This window comes from Streptomyces auratus, assembly GCF_050433025.1.
Taxonomy (GTDB): Bacteria; Actinomycetota; Actinomycetes; order Streptomycetales; family Streptomycetaceae; genus Streptomyces; species Streptomyces sioyaensis.
The window spans coordinates 1-17,581 of record NZ_JBNGCB010000001.1 but is presented as its reverse complement, the minus strand read 5'-3'; the positions used below and the strand labels follow the sequence as shown (position 1 = coordinate 17,581).

Annotated in this window: 13 protein-coding genes and 1 pseudogene; 12 read left to right on the top strand and 2 right to left on the bottom strand. The window is 67.7% G+C overall.

From position 1 onward, the window contains the following. The first annotated feature begins 242 nt into the window (after positions 1–242). The 11 genes and pseudogenes from BKA18_RS00070 (at position 243) to BKA18_RS00020 (ending at position 14,465) form a co-directional block, all read left to right on the top strand. Complete coding sequence (locus BKA18_RS00070) at positions 243–2,087, top strand: hypothetical protein (protein ID WP_366043494.1); 1,845 nt, start codon at positions 243–245, stop codon at positions 2,085–2,087. Between the two features lie 55 nt (positions 2,088–2,142). Next, a pseudogene (locus BKA18_RS00065) lies at positions 2,143–2,661 on the top strand (TIGR02679 domain-containing protein); the annotation flags it as partial. 10 nt (positions 2,662–2,671) lie between these two features. Beyond that, entirely contained in the window at positions 2,672–5,110 is a 2,439-nt protein-coding gene (locus BKA18_RS00060) for a DEAD/DEAH box helicase (protein ID WP_366043493.1), read from the top strand. Between the two features lie 160 nt (positions 5,111–5,270). After that, a complete protein-coding gene (locus BKA18_RS00055) occupies positions 5,271–5,975 on the top strand; it encodes a hypothetical protein (RefSeq protein WP_366043492.1) in 705 nt (234 codons plus the stop codon). Then, positions 5,972–7,954 (top strand): ATP-binding protein, encoded by a 1,983-nt coding sequence (locus BKA18_RS00050; protein ID WP_429638072.1) that lies wholly within the window; start codon positions 5,972–5,974, stop codon positions 7,952–7,954. Before BKA18_RS00055 ends, BKA18_RS00050 begins: the two co-directional genes overlap by 4 nt. Before the next feature lie 37 nt (positions 7,955–7,991). Continuing rightward, positions 7,992–10,070: a hypothetical protein gene (locus BKA18_RS00045; RefSeq protein ID WP_366048197.1), complete on the top strand. Its 2,079-nt coding sequence runs from the start codon at positions 7,992–7,994 to the stop codon at positions 10,068–10,070. A 137-nt stretch (positions 10,071–10,207) separates the two neighbouring features. After that, positions 10,208–11,866, top strand: a complete 1,659-nt coding sequence (locus tag BKA18_RS00040; RefSeq protein ID WP_366048198.1) for a hypothetical protein — start codon at positions 10,208–10,210, stop codon at positions 11,864–11,866. A gap of 124 nt (positions 11,867–11,990) precedes the next feature. Further along, entirely contained in the window at positions 11,991–12,191 is a 201-nt protein-coding gene (locus tag BKA18_RS00035) for a hypothetical protein (RefSeq protein ID WP_366048199.1), read from the top strand. Positions 12,192–12,396: 205 nt separating this feature from the next. Then, complete coding sequence (locus BKA18_RS00030) at positions 12,397–12,567, top strand: hypothetical protein (RefSeq protein WP_366048200.1); 171 nt, start codon at positions 12,397–12,399, stop codon at positions 12,565–12,567. Continuing rightward, complete coding sequence (locus BKA18_RS00025; RefSeq protein ID WP_366048201.1) at positions 12,564–13,610, top strand: hypothetical protein; 1,047 nt, start codon at positions 12,564–12,566, stop codon at positions 13,608–13,610. Before BKA18_RS00030 ends, BKA18_RS00025 begins: the two co-directional genes overlap by 4 nt. Positions 13,611–13,718: 108 nt before the next feature. Further along, complete coding sequence (locus BKA18_RS00020) at positions 13,719–14,465, top strand: hypothetical protein (RefSeq protein ID WP_366048202.1); 747 nt, start codon at positions 13,719–13,721, stop codon at positions 14,463–14,465. Between the two features lie 23 nt (positions 14,466–14,488). Here the strand turns inward: BKA18_RS00020 and BKA18_RS00015 are convergent, their stop codons facing one another. Further along, a complete protein-coding gene (locus BKA18_RS00015; RefSeq protein ID WP_366048203.1) occupies positions 14,489–16,846 on the bottom strand; it encodes a helix-turn-helix domain-containing protein in 2,358 nt (785 codons plus the stop codon). A 125-nt stretch (positions 16,847–16,971) separates the two neighbouring features. On the opposite strand from BKA18_RS00015, the gene BKA18_RS00010 reads away from it, so the two are divergent. Continuing rightward, complete coding sequence (locus BKA18_RS00010) at positions 16,972–17,184, top strand: hypothetical protein (protein ID WP_366048204.1); 213 nt, start codon at positions 16,972–16,974, stop codon at positions 17,182–17,184. 152 nt (positions 17,185–17,336) lie between these two features. Here BKA18_RS00010 and BKA18_RS00005 read toward each other — a convergent pair. Further along, positions 17,337–17,581: hypothetical protein (locus BKA18_RS00005; RefSeq protein WP_429638070.1), on the bottom strand; the 245-nt coding region annotated here is incomplete at its 5' end.

The window sequence follows — 17,581 nt, the reverse complement described above, 5'->3', positions numbered from 1 at the left end:
GGATTGCTCCTTTACCTGTGGTTGGATTCGTCGAACCCGGAGTACGCCGGGCAATGCCTCAAGCGTGGCTCTGCCGAATCTGTCAAAACAACAGGGTCCGGCTCCCTTTTTTCGTCGAATTGCTGCACGTCAGCGCGCTATTGATGTCGATCAATCTGCAAGGCTGGATATTCGTACAACGCTTCTGCGGGCAGCTACAACACGCGTTCGCGGATGCACAACAAACGCGCTAAATTCGAGATATGGCTCGAGTAGACCAGGAAGTAAGGAACATCGGCGATGTCGACGAGTTGATCGCCTGGGCCGTAGCTGCGCAGCTAGCCCGGCTAGACGAGGATCACAAGATCAGCAACAGAGCCGTCGCTCGTGCATCCGGCTGGGACCCCGGAAACTTGGTCAAGGCACTCCATCAAGATCGTCACAGACTCAATGGTGAACGGTTGAGGCAACTCGACGAAGCGATATGCGGCCTGGTGCCGGAGATGGAAGACAACGGAAGTCTGACCTCGTTGAGCTTGCGACTTCGAGGATTGACCGACCGGACAAGTCTTGTGGCTCACGTTCCTTGTAGCTGGGCTCCCGAGATGCTGCTGAACCGCCCCACCACCGAGTTCGACGTCCTGATCCAGGCATCGGCGCTCCTCACCATGTTTATGGCGGTGGACAATTCGAAGTCCGAGCGTGAAGGGATCCGAGCGATCCGTCAGCACTATGAGGAACAGATCGGCAAACTTATCGATCGGCTCATCGTGATCGGTGCATCTCCACCAACGCCACGAAATACCGATGCACTGGCTCTAGTTGGCGGCCTCGCCAAGTACTCATTCGAAACAGCAAAATCTCGCCTGCACCACGCTTTGCGTACGTTCCCCCTGGGCTTCAGGATGTGGCGGACGATCACGGCGCTGGTCCAACTCAGCGAGACCAATCCCCGCCTCGCCAATAAAGTCAGAGCCTGGGTCCACGGTCTGCTCAACGAAGCGGATCAGCTTCGGCAGGTAAACGTATACCCTGGTCGATCTCTCGAACTTGAACTGGCTCTGGCTATTCCGCAGGAGTGGTCACCCCCCGGAGATCAGGACTGGATCCACCAGCTTTTGCTCACCCGCGCACGCAGCGCAACCGCAACCATCAGGGAACGTGGAACCGCCGTTCACGGACTGTGGCAACGCACCCTCACTTACGACCGAGCTCACAGTGGCAGATGCAAAGATGAACTTCGCTCCCTCATCCAGGAATTCCGATCACCCGATGCAAGACCGGATGCTGTAGCCGGCCTGCAGTGGGTTGCCAGCACGCTCCAGCACGTCCTCGAAAATGACGTGGCATTCTGCAATAACTGGCCACAAATAAACGAACCGTGGCTTCATGTAGTCAACGGCGCGGCCGAGTCGCTGAACGACGAGTTCATGCCCGATCACATTCGGCCCGCAGCCAAGTCTCTGTTTAGGCACACACTCCTCCAGAACGCCGGTGTTGAGCGCCGTCAAGCCATCGACACACTCGTTGCGGGCGGGTGGATCGAACCCATCGTCAACGCCTTGGGGAACGTGCTCACTCACGAAAAGGCGCAAGTATGGCTGCGCATCCGTGCCCTATTCGCACTAGGCTTCCTTCAGCACCGTGACCTGGCAGTAGCGCAGATCCTCAACACAGCATTCCAGGAGGCGTTTGACAAGATTACAAGGGCGGACCCTCATCCTACGCGCGCTGAAATAAGTGAGATGCACGCCGTGTTGTTTGCCATAGGAGACTGCTTCGGTGCAGAGTCGCGAACGCCCGAACCTCAGAAAGCCAAAGAACAAATAAGATCGGACGTTCTAGAAAGCCTGAGTCGCCTCATAGTTGACGGCCAGACAGATGCGCTTCAACGTCACCTAATCGCTCGAGCAGCTGCCTACATGCTGACTGTCACTGCCTCAGATCGCACACAGCAAGACAAGCTTGATACGTCAGAGGAGCTACTAATCCACCTCCGTAGATGTCATCCGGATGGCATCACTCAACAGTTTTGCGACTGGGCGCTAAAGTTCCGGTTCGACAACGAAAGCGGAAAGGTGCGCCCCTTGTTTCATGCGACTCTCTGAGTACCTAATTTTGTAGGGGCCTGTATCTGGTTTTCACTGGCCACCGGAACCCGGCCAGCGTCGCCGCGTCAACCTGGACGAACTGACCGCTGCGGTGACAACCCGCGGGCCCTCACTTACCCCTGGAGCCATCGCAGCCCACGCCTGCAACCGTCGGCTGGCAGCCCAAGCCCGCAGCCGCGCCGAGCACACGGCCGCATCCACCGGATCCGTGCATGCGCGTGAACTCGTCGAACCGGCCACTGCCTTCAGCCGCCTCCACAGCCTCGGCTGGATCACTCGCCTGCTCAACACACCAGACCCCGATGCGCTGCTCGCCCAGGCTCTGCAGGTGGTCGCCGACCTGCCCCCACCCGGCCAGCGCATCGACCGCCGCATCCTCGTACCGGGCAATTCCCACGCCCTCGACGCAGGAACGCTGCCCGCCCTCGTTCTCGCCCTGACCGGATCCATCGCCACGACGGGGCGTGCAAGCTGGGCCCGCCTCGGAGTGGCCTGTGACGACCTGCTTGGTGGACTCATCATAGGGAAGACCGAGGGGGACAGATCGAGCGTTGCCCGTGCCGCACCCTAGGCTTCCGCCTATGACGGTGGTTGAAGGTCCCCGGCCCGCCGGCCCGGATAAGCGGCCGTTGTTCCCGGATCAGGTTCAGGCGCTCCAGCGGGCGGTCAAGCATCTGCGCCGTCCTGGAACGCGCGGGCTGTACGTGGCGGCGACGGGGACGGGCAAGACGCTTGTGTCCATCCGGGTCGCCGACGAACTCGACGCCCGGTTGGTGTTGTTCGTGGTACCGACGCTGGATCTGGCTGCGCAGACGGCTCTGGCGTGGCGTCGCGACGGGCACGGCGAGCACATGGTGATCGTGTCCTCGATGGACGCAGCCGGCCGGGAGGATCTGGTTGCGGCGAGGGTCGGCTCGACCAGCAACGCCCCCGCGCTCGCGGCGCTGCTGTCGGTAGTGGGGGAGGGGGATGATCAGGTTCCTGCGGTGACCGTGATTTGCACCTACGACTCCCTCGACAAGATCGAACAGACCCAGAAGACGCAGTACACAGTGCCGCCGTTCGACCTCGCGGTCATGGATGAGGCGCACAGGATCGCCGGCCGGGCGGACAAGAAGTGGGCGGCCGTCCACGACGCCACGCGCATCCACGCGGATCGCCGTCTCTACATGACCGCCACCCCGCGGATCTTCGGCTCGCCCGAGCTGGCGGAGTCCGCCGACACCTCCCGCCCACGCCGCCGACACCGCGCCGGCACTGAGGCGGACCTCGACGCCTTCGCCAACTCCATGGACAACGAAGCCGTCTACGGCAAGAAAATCTTCGAATACCCTCTCGCGTCCGCGGTGGCCGACGGCCGGGCAGCGGACTACCGCATCGTGGTACCCACCCTGGCCGACGCCGACCTACGCGCACGCCTGAACCTGCCGACTCCCGGCGCCACCGGCAACGACGAAAACCAAGGCGAGGCTCAGGAGGCGCTGCGCACCACGGCGCTGCACCTGGCCGTCCTCAAAGCCATGACCGAGCACGGGCTGCGCCGGGTGCTGGTGTACTTCACCCTCGTCTCCGACGCCCGCCGCTTCGCCCGCGAACTACCTCACACCCTGCGCCTGCTGCGCCGCACCGCCCCCGAGCTGTGCCCGGACATCACCCCGGAGCTGTTCTTTGCCCATGGCGAGCACACCCCCGCCGAGCGCCAGGACATCTTCGACGACTTCGCCGCCGCCTCTTGCGCGATCATGACCAACGCACGCCTCATCTCCGAAGGCGTCGACATCCCCAGCGTGGATGCGGTGGTCTTCGCCGACCCCACCCGCAGCGTTATCCGCTGCGTCCAGGCCCTCGGCCGCGCCCTGCGCGTCGACGTCTCCGGCAAGGTCGCCAGCCTCATCGTCCCGGTCTACGTCCCGCCCGGCGCCGACCCCGAGAACATCCTCGGCACCGCCTACGAGCCCGTGTGGGCGATCGCGACCGCGCTGGCCAGCCACGACCACCGCATCCTGGAGCGCCTGCCCGACAAGGCCAACCGCCTCCCACGCGAGACCAGCGACATCATCGAACGTCGCTGGCACTTCGACTTCACCGTCCACCCCGAGCGCATCGCCCGAGCCATGGACCTGGCCTCCTTCGACCCCCGCGACCCAGCGGTCTCCCGCTCCCGCCGCCTCGGGCTCGCCGCCGCCCAGGCCTACCGCGACGAACACGGCCACCTCGACGTCCCCACCGACTACACCGACCCCGCCGGCTACACCCTGGGCACCTTCATCACCACCATGCGCGATGCCCACACCGCTGGCCGCCTCGAAGCGGACTGGATCGCCGAACTCGACGCCCTGAACATGATTTGGGACAAGCACGCCGCCGCCTGGCGCGCCCGCCTGACCGCGGCCGGCGACTACCACGCGGCCCACGGCCACCTGGCTGCCCCCGCCACCACCAAAGTCGGCGCCTGGCTCGCCGAACAACGCCACCTCGCCACCAAAGACCAGCTGGACCCGGCGCGTGCCGCCAACCTTGCCGCGCTCGATCCTCACTGGCGCCTGCCCCATGGTGCGGACTGGCACCGCAAGTACCACCTGCTCCACGGCCATCTCGCTGCCGGCCACGACCCGGCCGCCCTCTCCCACGACACCCTGCTCGGCACGGTGAAGATCGGCGCCTGGCTGCATCGCCAACTCACCACCTGGCACACCCTCCACCTCGGCCAGCAGCGACTCCTGTCCGGCCTCGGCCTGACCCACGACAACAACCCGCTGGCCCCTACCCGCCGTACCCGCCGCACCTTCAGGCAGACCGTCCAGCTCCTGGAACTCTTCCTTCACCGCGAAGGCCGCGCCCCCACCGCCCGCGAGACGATCCGCGTCGACGGCGAGACCGTCAGCATCGGCGCCTGGCTCGCCAAGACCCGTACCAAGCACCGCTCAGGCCAGCTCCCCGAGACTCACGCATGCCTGGTCGCCGCGCTTTTTGACGGCGACTGGACGACCGAGACCGCCGTCCCCGCCATCCTGGCGTAGACGCCTGCCCGCACAGGGAGGGGGCGGAGCCGGGCCCGTATGCTGCGTGCGCCTGGAGGACCGCGCCGCGCGCCCGCCGTTCAACCTTGGCCGCCGTGCTCCCGTACTTCGCTTCGTCACTCCATGGTCAGGTTCGTATGCGGGTGGTTACTCTGGCGTGATGGATCACGAGGGGGCGGAGCAGGGGCCGGGAGTTGCGGTGACCAGCCGGGAGCAGGACGCGGTGCGCCTGCTGCTGTTGATCGACGGGGCGTGCGAGCCGCTCACGGAGGCGGAGAAGGCCGTGCCCGGCCTGGAGCGGGCGGTGGGCGTGATGCGGACGCAGGTCAAGCTGCAGAAGCTGGACTTCTGGCTGCGCAACCCCGACTACCTGGCCAACGAGCTTCTGACTGCCTACGAGACCGAGCCCGAGGAAGCACTACTGGACCTCGCCGGCCGCATTCTGGACTCCGAGGAGCCGGAGGTGCGGCGCTATCCGATGCTGCGCCACCACTTCGGCGCCTACGAGTGGCTGGACGACGCCCTGGCGGTGCTGCGCAGCGCCGGGCTGCTGGTCCGCAAGCGGCGGGGAACGGTCAACCGGGTGCGCCAGCACGACTACTTCCTGCTGGAACACGGCCGTCACGTCGCCCGGGAGATCATCCGCCAGGAATCGGATTTCGGCTACTACGTGCAGCGCGTCGAGGACGTCCTGCGGCTCGCGGGGGAGAAGAGCGGCAGCGAGCTGAAGAAGCAGCAGTACCTGACGCGCGAGTACGCCGACACGCCGCGGGGGAGCCGGATCGGGTCGATCAGTGAGCAGGCGCGCCGCCGGCTGGCGGCATTCCGGCAGCAGCTGCAGGTACAGGGAGCGGGGGGAGCATGAGCACGGTGCAGGAAGAGGCGCTGCTGGAGACGCGTATTGCGGACAAGGCGGGTGTGAAGGTCGACGATGTCCGTGACGTGTTCGCCGCATACGGACTGCCATTGGTCATTTCCCCGGCACGTCCGCGGTCACTGCGGGTGCGCCGGCTGCGGGTGGCCGGGGAACGCACCGGCGACGTCGAGCCGGGCCCGTTCGACAAGACTTTGTCTTTCTCCGCAGGTCTGACAGCGCTGGTCGCCTCGAACTTCCGGGGCAAGACATCGGTGCTGGAACTGCTGACGTGGTGCCTGCGCGGCACGCCGCGCAGTGAGATGCAAAACCGTGTCCGCAGCTGGCTGCACCACGTCGACCTGGACGCGACCGTCGCGGGGGAGCCCATGGCGTTCCGCCTGGACCTCACTGACGGGGAGATCACTGCGGCAGTCGTCCTGACCGGCCCCGACCCGGCCGCACTGGCCGGCGTACGCGGCCCCGCCCCGGACCGGGGCATCACCGTCCTGCTGCGAGCCTCCAGCACCGACAGCTATGCGGAGCAGATCGCCGGCCTGATGCTGGGGCGGATGGATCTGCAGCCCCTGGTCAACAGCTTCAAGGAGACCAGCACCCAGACCCACGGGTGGCCCGCCTACTTCGGGGCTGTCTACCTGCCGGCCGGCGGCGACAAGGCGCTGCTGGGCGAGGTCACCTCCAACGGACTGCCGGGCCGTCTGCTGCAGGTCTTCCTGGACCTGCCCGCGGCCGCTGCCCTCACCCGCGTCAAGACCGTGCACGACGTGCGCGTCGCCGAGGACAAGGCACGCCGCGCGGTGGCGGCCGCCGAAGCGGCGGAACGCGCATCCGAACGCGAACGCCTGGAAGCCGAGCTCGCCCAGGCCCGCGAGGCGCTGGCACGGCTGCTGCCCAGGGACGGCGAGGACGCTTCCCTGACAGACCTGGCCCACGACGCGGTCCAGCTCGCTCGGGCGCTGGCCGACGCGCAGGACGCGTGGGACGAGGCTGTGCGCGTCTTCCGCCGGGCGCGCACCGAACGCCAGCAGGCCGCCAAGCTCCTCAACGACGTCACCGAAAGCGCCACTGCCCGCCTGCTCTTCCATGGCCTGAACCCCACCAGCTGCCCCCGCTGCGACCAGCAGATCGACGACACGCGCCGCCAGCAGGAGCGGCACGCCCACACCTGCGCTGTATGTGCGCGCGAGGTGGCCGGAGACGACGAAGACCCGCAGGACATCACCGCCGAGGCACAGCAGCGGCTGGTGACGAGTACCGCCGCCGAAGCGGCAGCCAAGCAGGCTCTGGAGCAGGCCGAGGCCACCGTCGATGGCCTGACACGCCAGCTGGAAGGTGCGCAGGAGCAGCTGCGGCGTGCCCAGTCCGCCGCCGACCTGCCCGCTCGCCTGGCCGCACAGGAGAACGTGCTGCGGCTGGAAGGCGCATTCAGCGTGTTCCGCGAGCCCGAGGAACCGGCCCTGGACGAAAGCGAGGCCAAGGCCATCAAGGTCCTGGCGGCCGCCGCCGACCTGCTGGAAAAGGACAGCAAGACGGCAGCCGAGGCACTGTTCAAAGAGGTCAACGAGGAGACCGCCGAGCTGGCGACCCTGTTCGGGGTCCCCTCCCTTAAGTCGGTGGCGATCGACCGCGGCGCCCGCCTGAAGATTTTCCCCCTCGGCAGCAAGCAGGAATGGTTCAAGGACCAGACCGCCGGCGCACGCCTGCGGCTGCGCATCGCGGTCGCCATCGCCCTGCTCAGGGTCGGTCGGGCAAACGGCGTATCCACCCACCCCGGCCTGCTGCTGATCGACAGCCCCAAGTCCGAGGAGATGCAGTCCGCCGACGCCCATAAGCTCTTCAAGGAACTGGCCACCGTCGCAGCCGAGAGCGACCTGCAGGTGGTCATCACCACCGCGGACTTCGACCTGGCTCGCGCAGCCCTGCCCGCCGACAGCATCCGGCAGGCCGAGCCCGGCGCTTCCCTATGGTGATGCCTCACCCGAGAGCACGCAGGAAAGGACGGCTGCCGTGCCGCAACTCGCCGACCGGCTGACCGAACTGGCCGCGGACGGCCAGCCCATCACCTTCCCTGCCCTCGGCCTCGCCCTCGACACCGTCGCCAGCCAGGCCGGCGACGTGGCCGCCGGCCCTTTCGCCCCCTACCTCGCCGAAGCCGTCGCCGACGCATACAACCGCAGCGACACCCAATGGCAGCCCGCGGCCACCGCACTCCCCGAAGGACTCGCCGCACAGCACAGTGTCCTGCACCTCACCGCGGCCATGGACGCCCTCCTCCACAGCCCCGCCGCCGCCAAGGCACTGGGCAAGCCCCTGACCGCAGCCCTGCTGGACGGACTGCCCGACCGCATTAAGGCCGCACCACTCCTGGCCGCCGCCTGCCTCGAAGCCGCCGTACGCCTGGCGGTCGCCGAAGCGGTCACCCCCTTCAAACTGTGGCAAGCACTCGAGGACGTGCCGACCGACGGCCCCGAAGACTTCCTTGAACGCCTGCCCCGCCTCCTCGGCCTCACCCTCGACCGATGGGCCGACGAGGAAACCATCGCCGACACGGTACGCACCCTGCTGCAGCAACTCACCCACGACGAAGCCACCGACGTGGACGCGATGTTCGAACTCGGCTGCGACCTGCTCCGCCGCGCCCTTTCCTCCCAGGACATCGGCACCGTCACCACCCACCTCGTCCAGGCCCGCCATCAGTTCGAGACCGCCGCCCAGGCCGAAGAAGCCCGCCACGACGCCCTCACCTACGCAGCGGTCTGCGACGCCATCCTCGCCTTCGGCCGGGAAGACGCAGCAGCCATCAACCACGCCGCCGACGAGATCGCCGACACCCTCGACCAGAGCCAGGCCTGGCTCCACCGCACCCACCAGCCCGAATGGCTCCGACCGCGCCGCTCAGCGGAAATCACCTGGCACCACCTCGTCCTCCAACTACGCGCCGCGGCCACCACCCTCCAGGACGATGCCTGGATGGACGCCTGGCACGCCCTCGACACCGTCCTCGCCGCCTACAGCGCTGCCCGCACCGTCCATCCCCTGGCAGGCGACACCGGCCAAGGCCTGGCCCTGCTGGTCCAGCCCGCGATCGAAGACAGCTTCCTGCGCCAGCAGGCCTTCCTGGCACAACTGCGTCGCGCCGCCCAGGAAACAACCCAGCACGCCGCCCGCGGCTTCGATGTCGCCACCGCCAACACCCTGCTCACCGCAATCGAAACCGCAGCCCAGCGCGAGACGAACTCCGCCAACTCCTCCAACGCCGCCGACGACGGCAGCGATGACGACGACCCCGGCGGAACGGCGCTCGCCCGCCTGCAACGCCTGGCACCCACCCTGCTCCTCCAGCTCAAAGACCAAGCCCTGGGCATCGCCAGCACACTCGATGACCAGCAGCTCCTCACACTGGAAGGCCTCGCCCACGCCAGCGACGTCGCCCGCCTCAAAGCCACCGACCCGCTCATCGTGCCCAGACTCGACAAGCTCATGGCCGAGTTGTCCGCCCATCCCTCGTTCACCGGGGAAGTCCGCCAGACCTTCTCCGTGCTGGTCGAGCAAACCCTTCTCTTCCTCAAGAGCCGCTCCGACATCACCCGCACCAACCTCTTCGGCTCCACCAAGAAGGGCGAACCACCCCCCTTCGACTACCGGCGCAAACCCGAGGGAACACGCAAGCCCGTCGAGGCCGACCTACAACGCGACTTCCATCAGTGGCTCCAAAAAGGCCCCCTGCACAACGTCGTCCTCGTCGAACCCGTTGACGTGGGCATGGGCCGCGCCGACGTCATGGCGCACTTCGGCTCCCTGCGCTACCTCACCGAGATCAAACAGGACGCCACCGACAACGATCCCCAGTACCTCGAAAGCTGCTACCTCACCCAGGCCGCCGAGTACAGCAACACCAACGCCCCCTTCGGACAACTCCTCGTCCTGGACCTCACCCCGAAGAACGACACCCAAGGCAACCTGCGCGTCGATGAAGTCGCCTGGACCACCACCCATCGGCCCCGCGGGGCCACAACAGACCGGGCAGTCGTTGTCGGCATCGTCGCCGGCAACCGCGCCACACCCTCCGCCTACTCCCGCAAGTAAGCCAAGCATCCATCAGTTTGCGACCACTGCCCTTACCACTCGACGAGGATTCCGCCGACGACATGATGGTGCTCGAGGCGATGATCACGCGGGCTCGTCGCTGGCATGGGACCTCTGGAAAAGCAAGGACTGACGAGGTGTCCATCAACGCAGAGACCAATGTGCGCATCGCCCCCTGCACCCTTGACGCCCTGCGCCGCATCATGGCCCGGCGGGGCACCTCTCGGGACGAGACGGTCCGCCAACTGCTCACCGAACACCTCACAGCACAAGAACAAAAGCACCCAGAGGACCGGCTCACTCACACCTCCACCGTGCTGCGCTACCCCCCGCCGCCGCGCTGGCGGGGCGATGCAAGGAAAGACGTGCCCTTACGTGTGCGGGCGCCGCACGGCCTGCTGGAGCGAGCCCGCGCGGTCTCGCTGCGGCTACCGGGCCAGCACCCGCGCGCCTACCGGGACTACCAGGGCCGCATGCTCACCGACGCGGTGACGACCGCCATCGCACGGAACGAGCGCTTCGACGACAACTTTCTCACCGGCCTGCTCCCGCTGCTGCGTCACGGCGCCGCGCTTGGCCTGTGGCGGCTGACGGTGGCCGCAACCAGTACCGGTCCCGAAAAGGCATGGCTGGTGGAAGCGGAGGCCGTGCGAGCCGCCCTCCACCTGTCTAACGTCCCCCTAACCCCCGACCATGAATACGTGCTGCGCGTCGCGGAAATCTTGGAGCGGGACGAGGCATGGCACGCAGCGGACCGCTTCCGCCAGGCAACCGGCCTTGCCCGTGGCTACCTCACCGGCCCCAATGCCGGGCGCTGGGAGCAGGTCCTGTACGACCAGGACGAGGCGTTCAACGAGATGTACCAGGACCGCCTACAGGCCGACGACAGCGATGACAGGCGGTGGCGCAGGCGGCACGGGATCACGAGCTACGACTTCACTGGCCGGGGCGGAACCGCGGTCTGGCGCGCTCAGCGCCGGGCGAGCCTCGAGTACTTCGAAGAGTGGCTGGTCAAGCGTACGAAAGGAGATCCCGCAGCCGGCGTGATGGAGGAACCGGCCTCGCCCGGCTGGCTGCTGCGCACACCGCCCACCTGGCTCGCCCACGCCCCCGCCCGGGCCGCCGCTCAACCGCCCGAGCCGTTTTCTGCCTGGGCGGCAAACGGCCGACTGCTGGCCTTCCCCTACCTGGGACGGCAGGCCTTCTGGCCGCTCCTGCCCAGGCCGGGCTCGGAATGGCAGCCGGTGCCCGGCTTCGAACCCGTGGCCGCAGCGGCCGCCACGCTGCGCCCCGACCAGGTCCTCGGCTTCATCGAAGCCCTCCTCATCGACTGGAACCACACCTTCGCCGAGGAGCCCTCCCTGCGGATCGCCCTGGACCTGCCCGCCGACAAGGCGCGCCGCTTCGGCTTCATCACCACCAAGGAACAGCACCGGATCATGGCCGAGGCCCGCGCCATCACCCTGGAGAACATGGACCGCTTCATCGACCGGGTCGCTGACACGGGGGCCAGCGAGATCTACCTCCAGAAGCTGAAAGAGGCCCGCCGCAACGCCCGCGAGTTCCACCGCCTCACCCTGAAGTACAACGAGCACAAGAGGCCGACGTTCGGCGTGGCCCGGGCCACCTGGAGCTGGCCCGGACGAACGGTGGCCGCCGAGCTCGTCGCCGGAGCCCCGCCCGACCTCCTGCAGTGGCTGGCCACCGCAACCCACCAGCGCAGCACCCTGCTCCTGGAGCAGGCGATGCAAGCGGCCTGGCACCGCGCCTTCGACCAATACGGCTTCCGTATGTGACACCCACCGATACACAGACTGACCCCCTGTCCTGTGAGCTGGATGCACGCCCAAAGACATAAGCCGGGCACGACATCCGCGCACCTTTCAAAGGGCGCCCACCTGAAATGGGGGAGACCTCGCAATGTCCCGACCGCTGATCTCGTTCCTGGCCGCCGGCGTCACCGGCCTGGTCGTGGCGCTGACCGGCGCCCCGTGGTGGCTGGCCGCCACCGCCTTCGGCTGCCTCACACTGGGCCTGGGCGTCGTCGCCCTCCAGTCGGTCTTCCCTCAGGAGTCCGCGCACCGGCTCGCCTGGTGGCGCGACCGCCGCCGCCACCAGTAACGCCCAACGCGTCAACCAGGGCGCGCCCTTGCGCACGGCGGGACCCCAACCGGTCCCGCCGTGCCCAGCAACGAGCGAGCCCACCGATACCGCGACCACCCGGGAAGGACTGCCCCGCGAGGTTCTTCCCGTCCCCGCCCGACCGGTGTGACCAGATAGAAGTGCCGTCCCCGCCTCAAGGGGCCGGCACGAAAGGAGTCCGATCGTGAACAGAACGCGACGGCCCGGCCCAGATACCGGTCACTGGGTCCTGCTGTGGCTGCTGGTGACTGCCGCTGCCGTGCTGGCCGCCCGGAACCAGCAGTGGACCAGCGCCGTCACCACAGCGACCGCCGTCTACGCCGTCGCTGGCCCGGACCGCAGGAGCCGACTGTGACCCGCACCCCGCCCACCGCAGCGGAACTCGCCCTGGCCGCCGAGGTCAGCCGCTGCGGACTGACTGCCACCTCCCACCAGCTCGAACGCTGGCGCGCCAAGCGCTGGCTGGCCCCCACCGACCAGTGGACCGACCCCGCAACCAGCGCGCTGCGCCCCGACATCGTCCACCGAGCCGCATGGCTCGCCGCCCTCTCCAGGCCAGGCCGCGGCATCAGCTGGATCGGCTGGACGTTCTGGGCGATCGACGACACCAAGCAGACCGCTGCACTGCTGCGCCAGGCCCTGATCCGGACCATCCAACTACCCCTGCGCCAGGCGGGCATCACCCTGACCCAGATCCCGCAGGGCGACAGCGACACCGCCTTCGAAGCCCGCCAGGACCTCGCCGAGCGGCTACTGCAGGGGCGACGCGCCATCGGACGGGACCTGGACGGCCTCCTGCGCAACCACGCCGACACCGCAGGCATCGCCCTGCCCGAACCCCGCACCGTGTCCAACCCCTTCGACACCACGCTGATCCGCATCGGCGCCCGGCTGCTGACCGGCGGCATGGCCGACGTCAGCCCCGAAGAACTCACCGATGCCTGGCGCAGCGTATGGACCGGCCCGCCCGAGCAGCTCGACCGGATCACCGCCGCCCACCTCGCCGCCGACGAAGCCGGAACCGACCTGCGCGCCATCTCCCCACTGGCTCACGGACTGCCAGGGCTCGTCCGCGTCTTCGAACAAGCAGACGCATACCTGCTATGCGAGGCGGTCCGCGCATGCACCAAAGCCTCCTCCACGCTGATGAAACTGCTCCTGGAACGCGCCGACGCCGAGATGCTGGCAGAGCTGATGAGCGATGTGATGTGGGACCAATGGGTCCGCGTCGGAGGCATCGCCCCCGCCAGCCGGCTGGGGGAGGCCGCGATCACCCTGAGCACCGTGCAGTATCTCCTCGTCCCTGCCTGGGCCGAAGACCTCCACCGCTACCAGGACCGCATGGACCGCCTACTGGCCGCACCCACTGCGCCAACACCGGACGGCCGCCCCGTGTGACGCCTTCCGCCTTCACCTCCCGGCTGCCGGCGCAGCTACGCCTTCTTCGACCGTGTCCGCCCCACCTCCCGGGAGAAGGTCGTCGAGTTCGCCGCCAAGTTCACCCTCTTGCAGATCGAGGTCCCCGACTTCGCTCTTGCGGCCCCGGTGCTTGCCGACCGTATGGCGCAGTGCCTGCGTCTATTCGCCGACCGTGACCAGCGCCTGGCCAGTAATTGCCTGGCCAGGCACATGCCCCGATTCGAGAAGGCCGAGCCTGCCATTCAGCTCGCGGCCCTCGGCGACCTGCCGGCGTTCTGGGGAACTCTGCCCGATCCCATGCGCACGCTCTACAACACCAAGATCACGACCATTGCCGACCAGGTGCCGCACAATGTCTACCTCAGGCCCGATGAGACCCGAGCCCTTGCCCTGGTAATTCATTCCGAGGTCCGTACGAGCCTGCCCGCTCTGACGGACGCGTTCGAGAAGCTCCCGGTATCCGAGCGGTCCCGGGTGATCAGTATCCGACCGGACCCCTACTTCCTCCCGTATCTGCCCGGCCTGCTCATGGGCGTGCGCAGCTTCGACGAGGGCGAGTTCGTCGCTCGTACCGCCGTCCTGCCCAGCGCCGGCCTGATGAGCCTGGACGATACGAAGGCTGTCCTCAGGGCGTGGTGGGACAACGAAAACGGCCAGACCTGGGGCGGTGCCATGCCCGGCTACCTCGTTGCGCTCTACCTCACCACCACCCACCTCGGCGAGGCGAGGGACGAGACCTGGAGGACCTACCTGGAGGAGCTCCGCTCGCTCCCGGACCTGTTCAACGCCATCGCCCGTGGTACAGGCCTGGCGGAGGCGATCGTCCCTGGCTGACCACCGCCTCCCCCTGTCGGGCCCTATAGAACCGGAGCCTCCCCGCTTTCGTCGGCCTGATCGAAGACGTCCTGCAGAGCTTCGACAGCACGGTGGTGCCCGGCTGCCGAGAGCTCGCTGGCCACAGCCTCGACGATGAAGGCCTCGCCGGCGTCGATCGCTGTGGTCGCGAGGGCTGTTCCGAGGTCGACCGTGTCCGGCTGCTGCAGCCGATGCCACAGCAGGAGCCGCAGTGGCTCCACAGTGCAGCCGCGGTCCCGGGCGGTGAAAGCGAGTTCGTCGGCCTTGGCGTGCTCTCCCTGCTCCTCGGCCCGCATCATGGGGCCAGTGGTCTCGCCCGCCTCGATCCCCTCCGCATACAGGCGGCGGGCCCCTTCGATGTCACCTTCCTGGTAGTGCAGCCGGACCAGCTCCTGGTAGCAGCCCACGAGCCCGGCGTCGATCGCCTTGCGGAAGTAGTTCTTGGCCTGCGTGAGATTGCCTGCCCGCTCATAGCGGTAGGCCAGCCGGGAATAGGCGTAGATATCCCCGCTCCCGTTTCTCGCGATCCGTTCGGTCCACTCGACAGCCTCGTCGAACAGCCTGTCCTCGGCGAGCATGAACACCAGCGCCTGCATGGCGTCATCCTCGCCGGCCTCAGCACCTCGCCGAAACCACCGCTCGGCCTCCGTCCGCTGGCCGAGCTCCAGGTGATGGCGCCCGACGTGCACGAAGGCATCCCGGTGCCCCTGGTCTGCGAGCTCACACCAGACGGCCGCGGCCCGCTCGAGCTCGCCAATTTCCGTGAGATGGCGTGCTTCCTTGCGCCGGTAGAAGTAGGCGAGGACGGCATTGCGCTGGAGTTCCCCGGACGCTCGCTGCTCGCCAATCGTGGTCAGAGCGCTCTCCGCACGCGCCCTGTCGGCCTCCTGCCCCAGCAGGTAGGAGGAGCTGCGGTCGTACAGACCGAACAGGTCCCTGCCGTCTGAGACCGAAGCGGACACGCGTACCCGCCCTCGCTCGTACGCGGACCGGGCGAGGGCCAGACGGTCCTCGTCGGTGCCGGCATGCTGCAGGGCGGCTGCCCAGAACGGCGCGGGCGGGCAGTCGTGGCGGAGCTCGTAGCGGCCGATTTCGAAGAGATAGTCGGACAGCCGGTAGAGCGGCTGGTCCGGTGGGGGAGTGCCGGGCCTGGGCCGGACCGGGCTCAGGGGGCCGGGGACGCCCCGGCACGGGGCGGAAAGGTACTCCAGGGCGCTCTCGAACCACCCAGGGCGAGCATGTTCATCCCACATGTGGTCAGGGGCGAGAGAAGCCGCAGTGGCTTCCAGCCCACGCGAGGGCAGCATCGGGCCGTGGCCGAGGCGGCGCAACTGCACCGCGGCGATGATGAGGCACTGGGCCATCGGGGAGGCGTGCTCAACGCGCTCCAGAAGTGCCGGCACGCCCGCGAGGTACTGGGTGAGCCGCCCGTCAATGGCGACTGCGGAGGCCTCGGCCACGCGCGGGTCGGCCTGTGCCACCTCCTCAAGGACCGCGGGATCACAGACGAACTGGTCCGGGATCCGCGCGTGGACACCGACTCCGGTGAGCAGGGCCCGAGCCTGGGGGTAGCCATCGTGCGGCGGAGAAGTGGCGGTGAGGCGGTCCCAGTCATCCAGATTGGTGGTGGCGAGCGCGAGGACGGGACCGCGCCCGGGCGTACGCAGCAGTTCACGCAAGCCGGCAGCAACCTGCTCGCCGACGGCCGGGTCACTGGTCAGCAGATACTGCTGGATCTCGTTGAGCCAGAGCACGGTGCGCGGCTCGACCTCTGGCAAGCCCGTGAGCACCGCATCAGTGTGGCTTGGTGCGATCGGATGCCACAAACGCCACTCGTCCGACAGGAGTCGAACCGCCTCCCAGCAGGCTCGGGTCTTTCCGGTGGAAGAACCACCGATCAAAGTCACCAACGTGCTGCGGCCATCCAAGGCGCCGAGAACCGACTCACGCAGCAGCGCATCGTGTTCGCGCTCCACGTACACCGGCAGCACCGGCAAAGGGCCGGATCCGTCATCGCCGGAGACGTCGATCGCCCGCTGGACCTCCAGGTCGAAAGGATCACGGACGTTGCGCACCAGCCACCCGAGCCGCTCGCGCGCGTTGCCCCGAGCCTGGCCAGCAGACCGCTGCACAGCGGTCTGGCGTAGGGCCAGTAACGGCCTCACATCTGTGCTCAGCGCCTTGGCGAGGGCCACCAGCGTGGCCTCGGACGGCACCTTCTTGCCGTTCAGCGCCTGGCTGACCACTGTCCGCCCCAAACCGCTCCGTACCTTCAGCCCACCTACCTGCAGACCACGCTGCGCCGTGAGCACGCGCAGCCGTAGCCCGAGTTCCGACAACGGATCTTGTACTTCCCCCATGTCCTGCCTGCTCCGTCCCTCGGGCGACCGTCTTCATTCAACTTTGTTCGGCCCGAACCCTGGTGAACACCAAAGCCGCGAAATTCACCGAAGTAATCACCGTCCGATCAGCTTGGGAAGAAGACATGACCTCACCCACACACCTGATGCTCCTGGCCCTGCTCCTGACGGTCCTCACGCTGTTCTGCACGCTCGTAGGTGCAGCGGCCGGCCTGCTTGCTCGGATCGACGGCGCAACCTATGCCACCGCCCTGCTGCGCGGTGCTGTGGCCTTCGCCGGCAGCGCCACCCTGTCCCTGGCACTGCTGACCTTCGCGATCACGGCCGGGCGGCCTTGACAACGAACTTCGCCCCGGCGGTGCTTCCGTGCTCCCGGCCGTGGGAGCCGCTGGGCAACCGTCAACTTGTTGGCAGGGGCGGGCTCGGCGTCGGCGAGCGCGGGATCGGGGTGGTGCGGCAGCAGATCCCCGCCGGGCGATGAGGACCCAGGTCACGGACGAGTCCGGCGGTGCACGAACTCCATGCCCAGCACGAGCAGAAGCTCCCCTCCCACAGCATCAAACCGCTCCTGCAAAGTGGGCGAACGGGAAAGGCCAGCCAGCTCACCCGCCTTGGCCGCAAAGACTTCCCGATGCGCGAGGTAGTCGGTCATGGAAGCGCGGTGGACGACCCGGGCCCGCTCCAGCAGCGCATCGTCTACCTTCCCGTCTAGCGTGCGGCCCAGCGCGGCGCACA

Bases quoted from the DNA above. Each gene is read 5' to 3' on its own strand.
- BKA18_RS00070 (WP_366043494.1), top strand. From the start codon at position 243: ATGGCTCGAGTAGACCAGGAAGTAAGGAACATCGGCGATGTCGACGAG.
- BKA18_RS00060 (WP_366043493.1), top strand. From the start codon at position 2,672: ATGACGGTGGTTGAAGGTCCCCGGCCCGCCGGCCCGGATAAGCGGCCG.
- BKA18_RS00055 (WP_366043492.1), top strand. From the start codon at position 5,271: ATGGATCACGAGGGGGCGGAGCAGGGGCCGGGAGTTGCGGTGACCAGC.
- BKA18_RS00050 (WP_429638072.1), top strand. From the start codon at position 5,972: ATGAGCACGGTGCAGGAAGAGGCGCTGCTGGAGACGCGTATTGCGGAC.
- BKA18_RS00035 (WP_366048199.1), top strand. From the start codon at position 11,991: ATGTCCCGACCGCTGATCTCGTTCCTGGCCGCCGGCGTCACCGGCCTG.
- BKA18_RS00015 (WP_366048203.1), bottom strand. From the start codon at position 16,846: ATGGGGGAAGTACAAGATCCGTTGTCGGAACTCGGGCTACGGCTGCGC.
- BKA18_RS00010 (WP_366048204.1), top strand. From the start codon at position 16,972: ATGACCTCACCCACACACCTGATGCTCCTGGCCCTGCTCCTGACGGTC.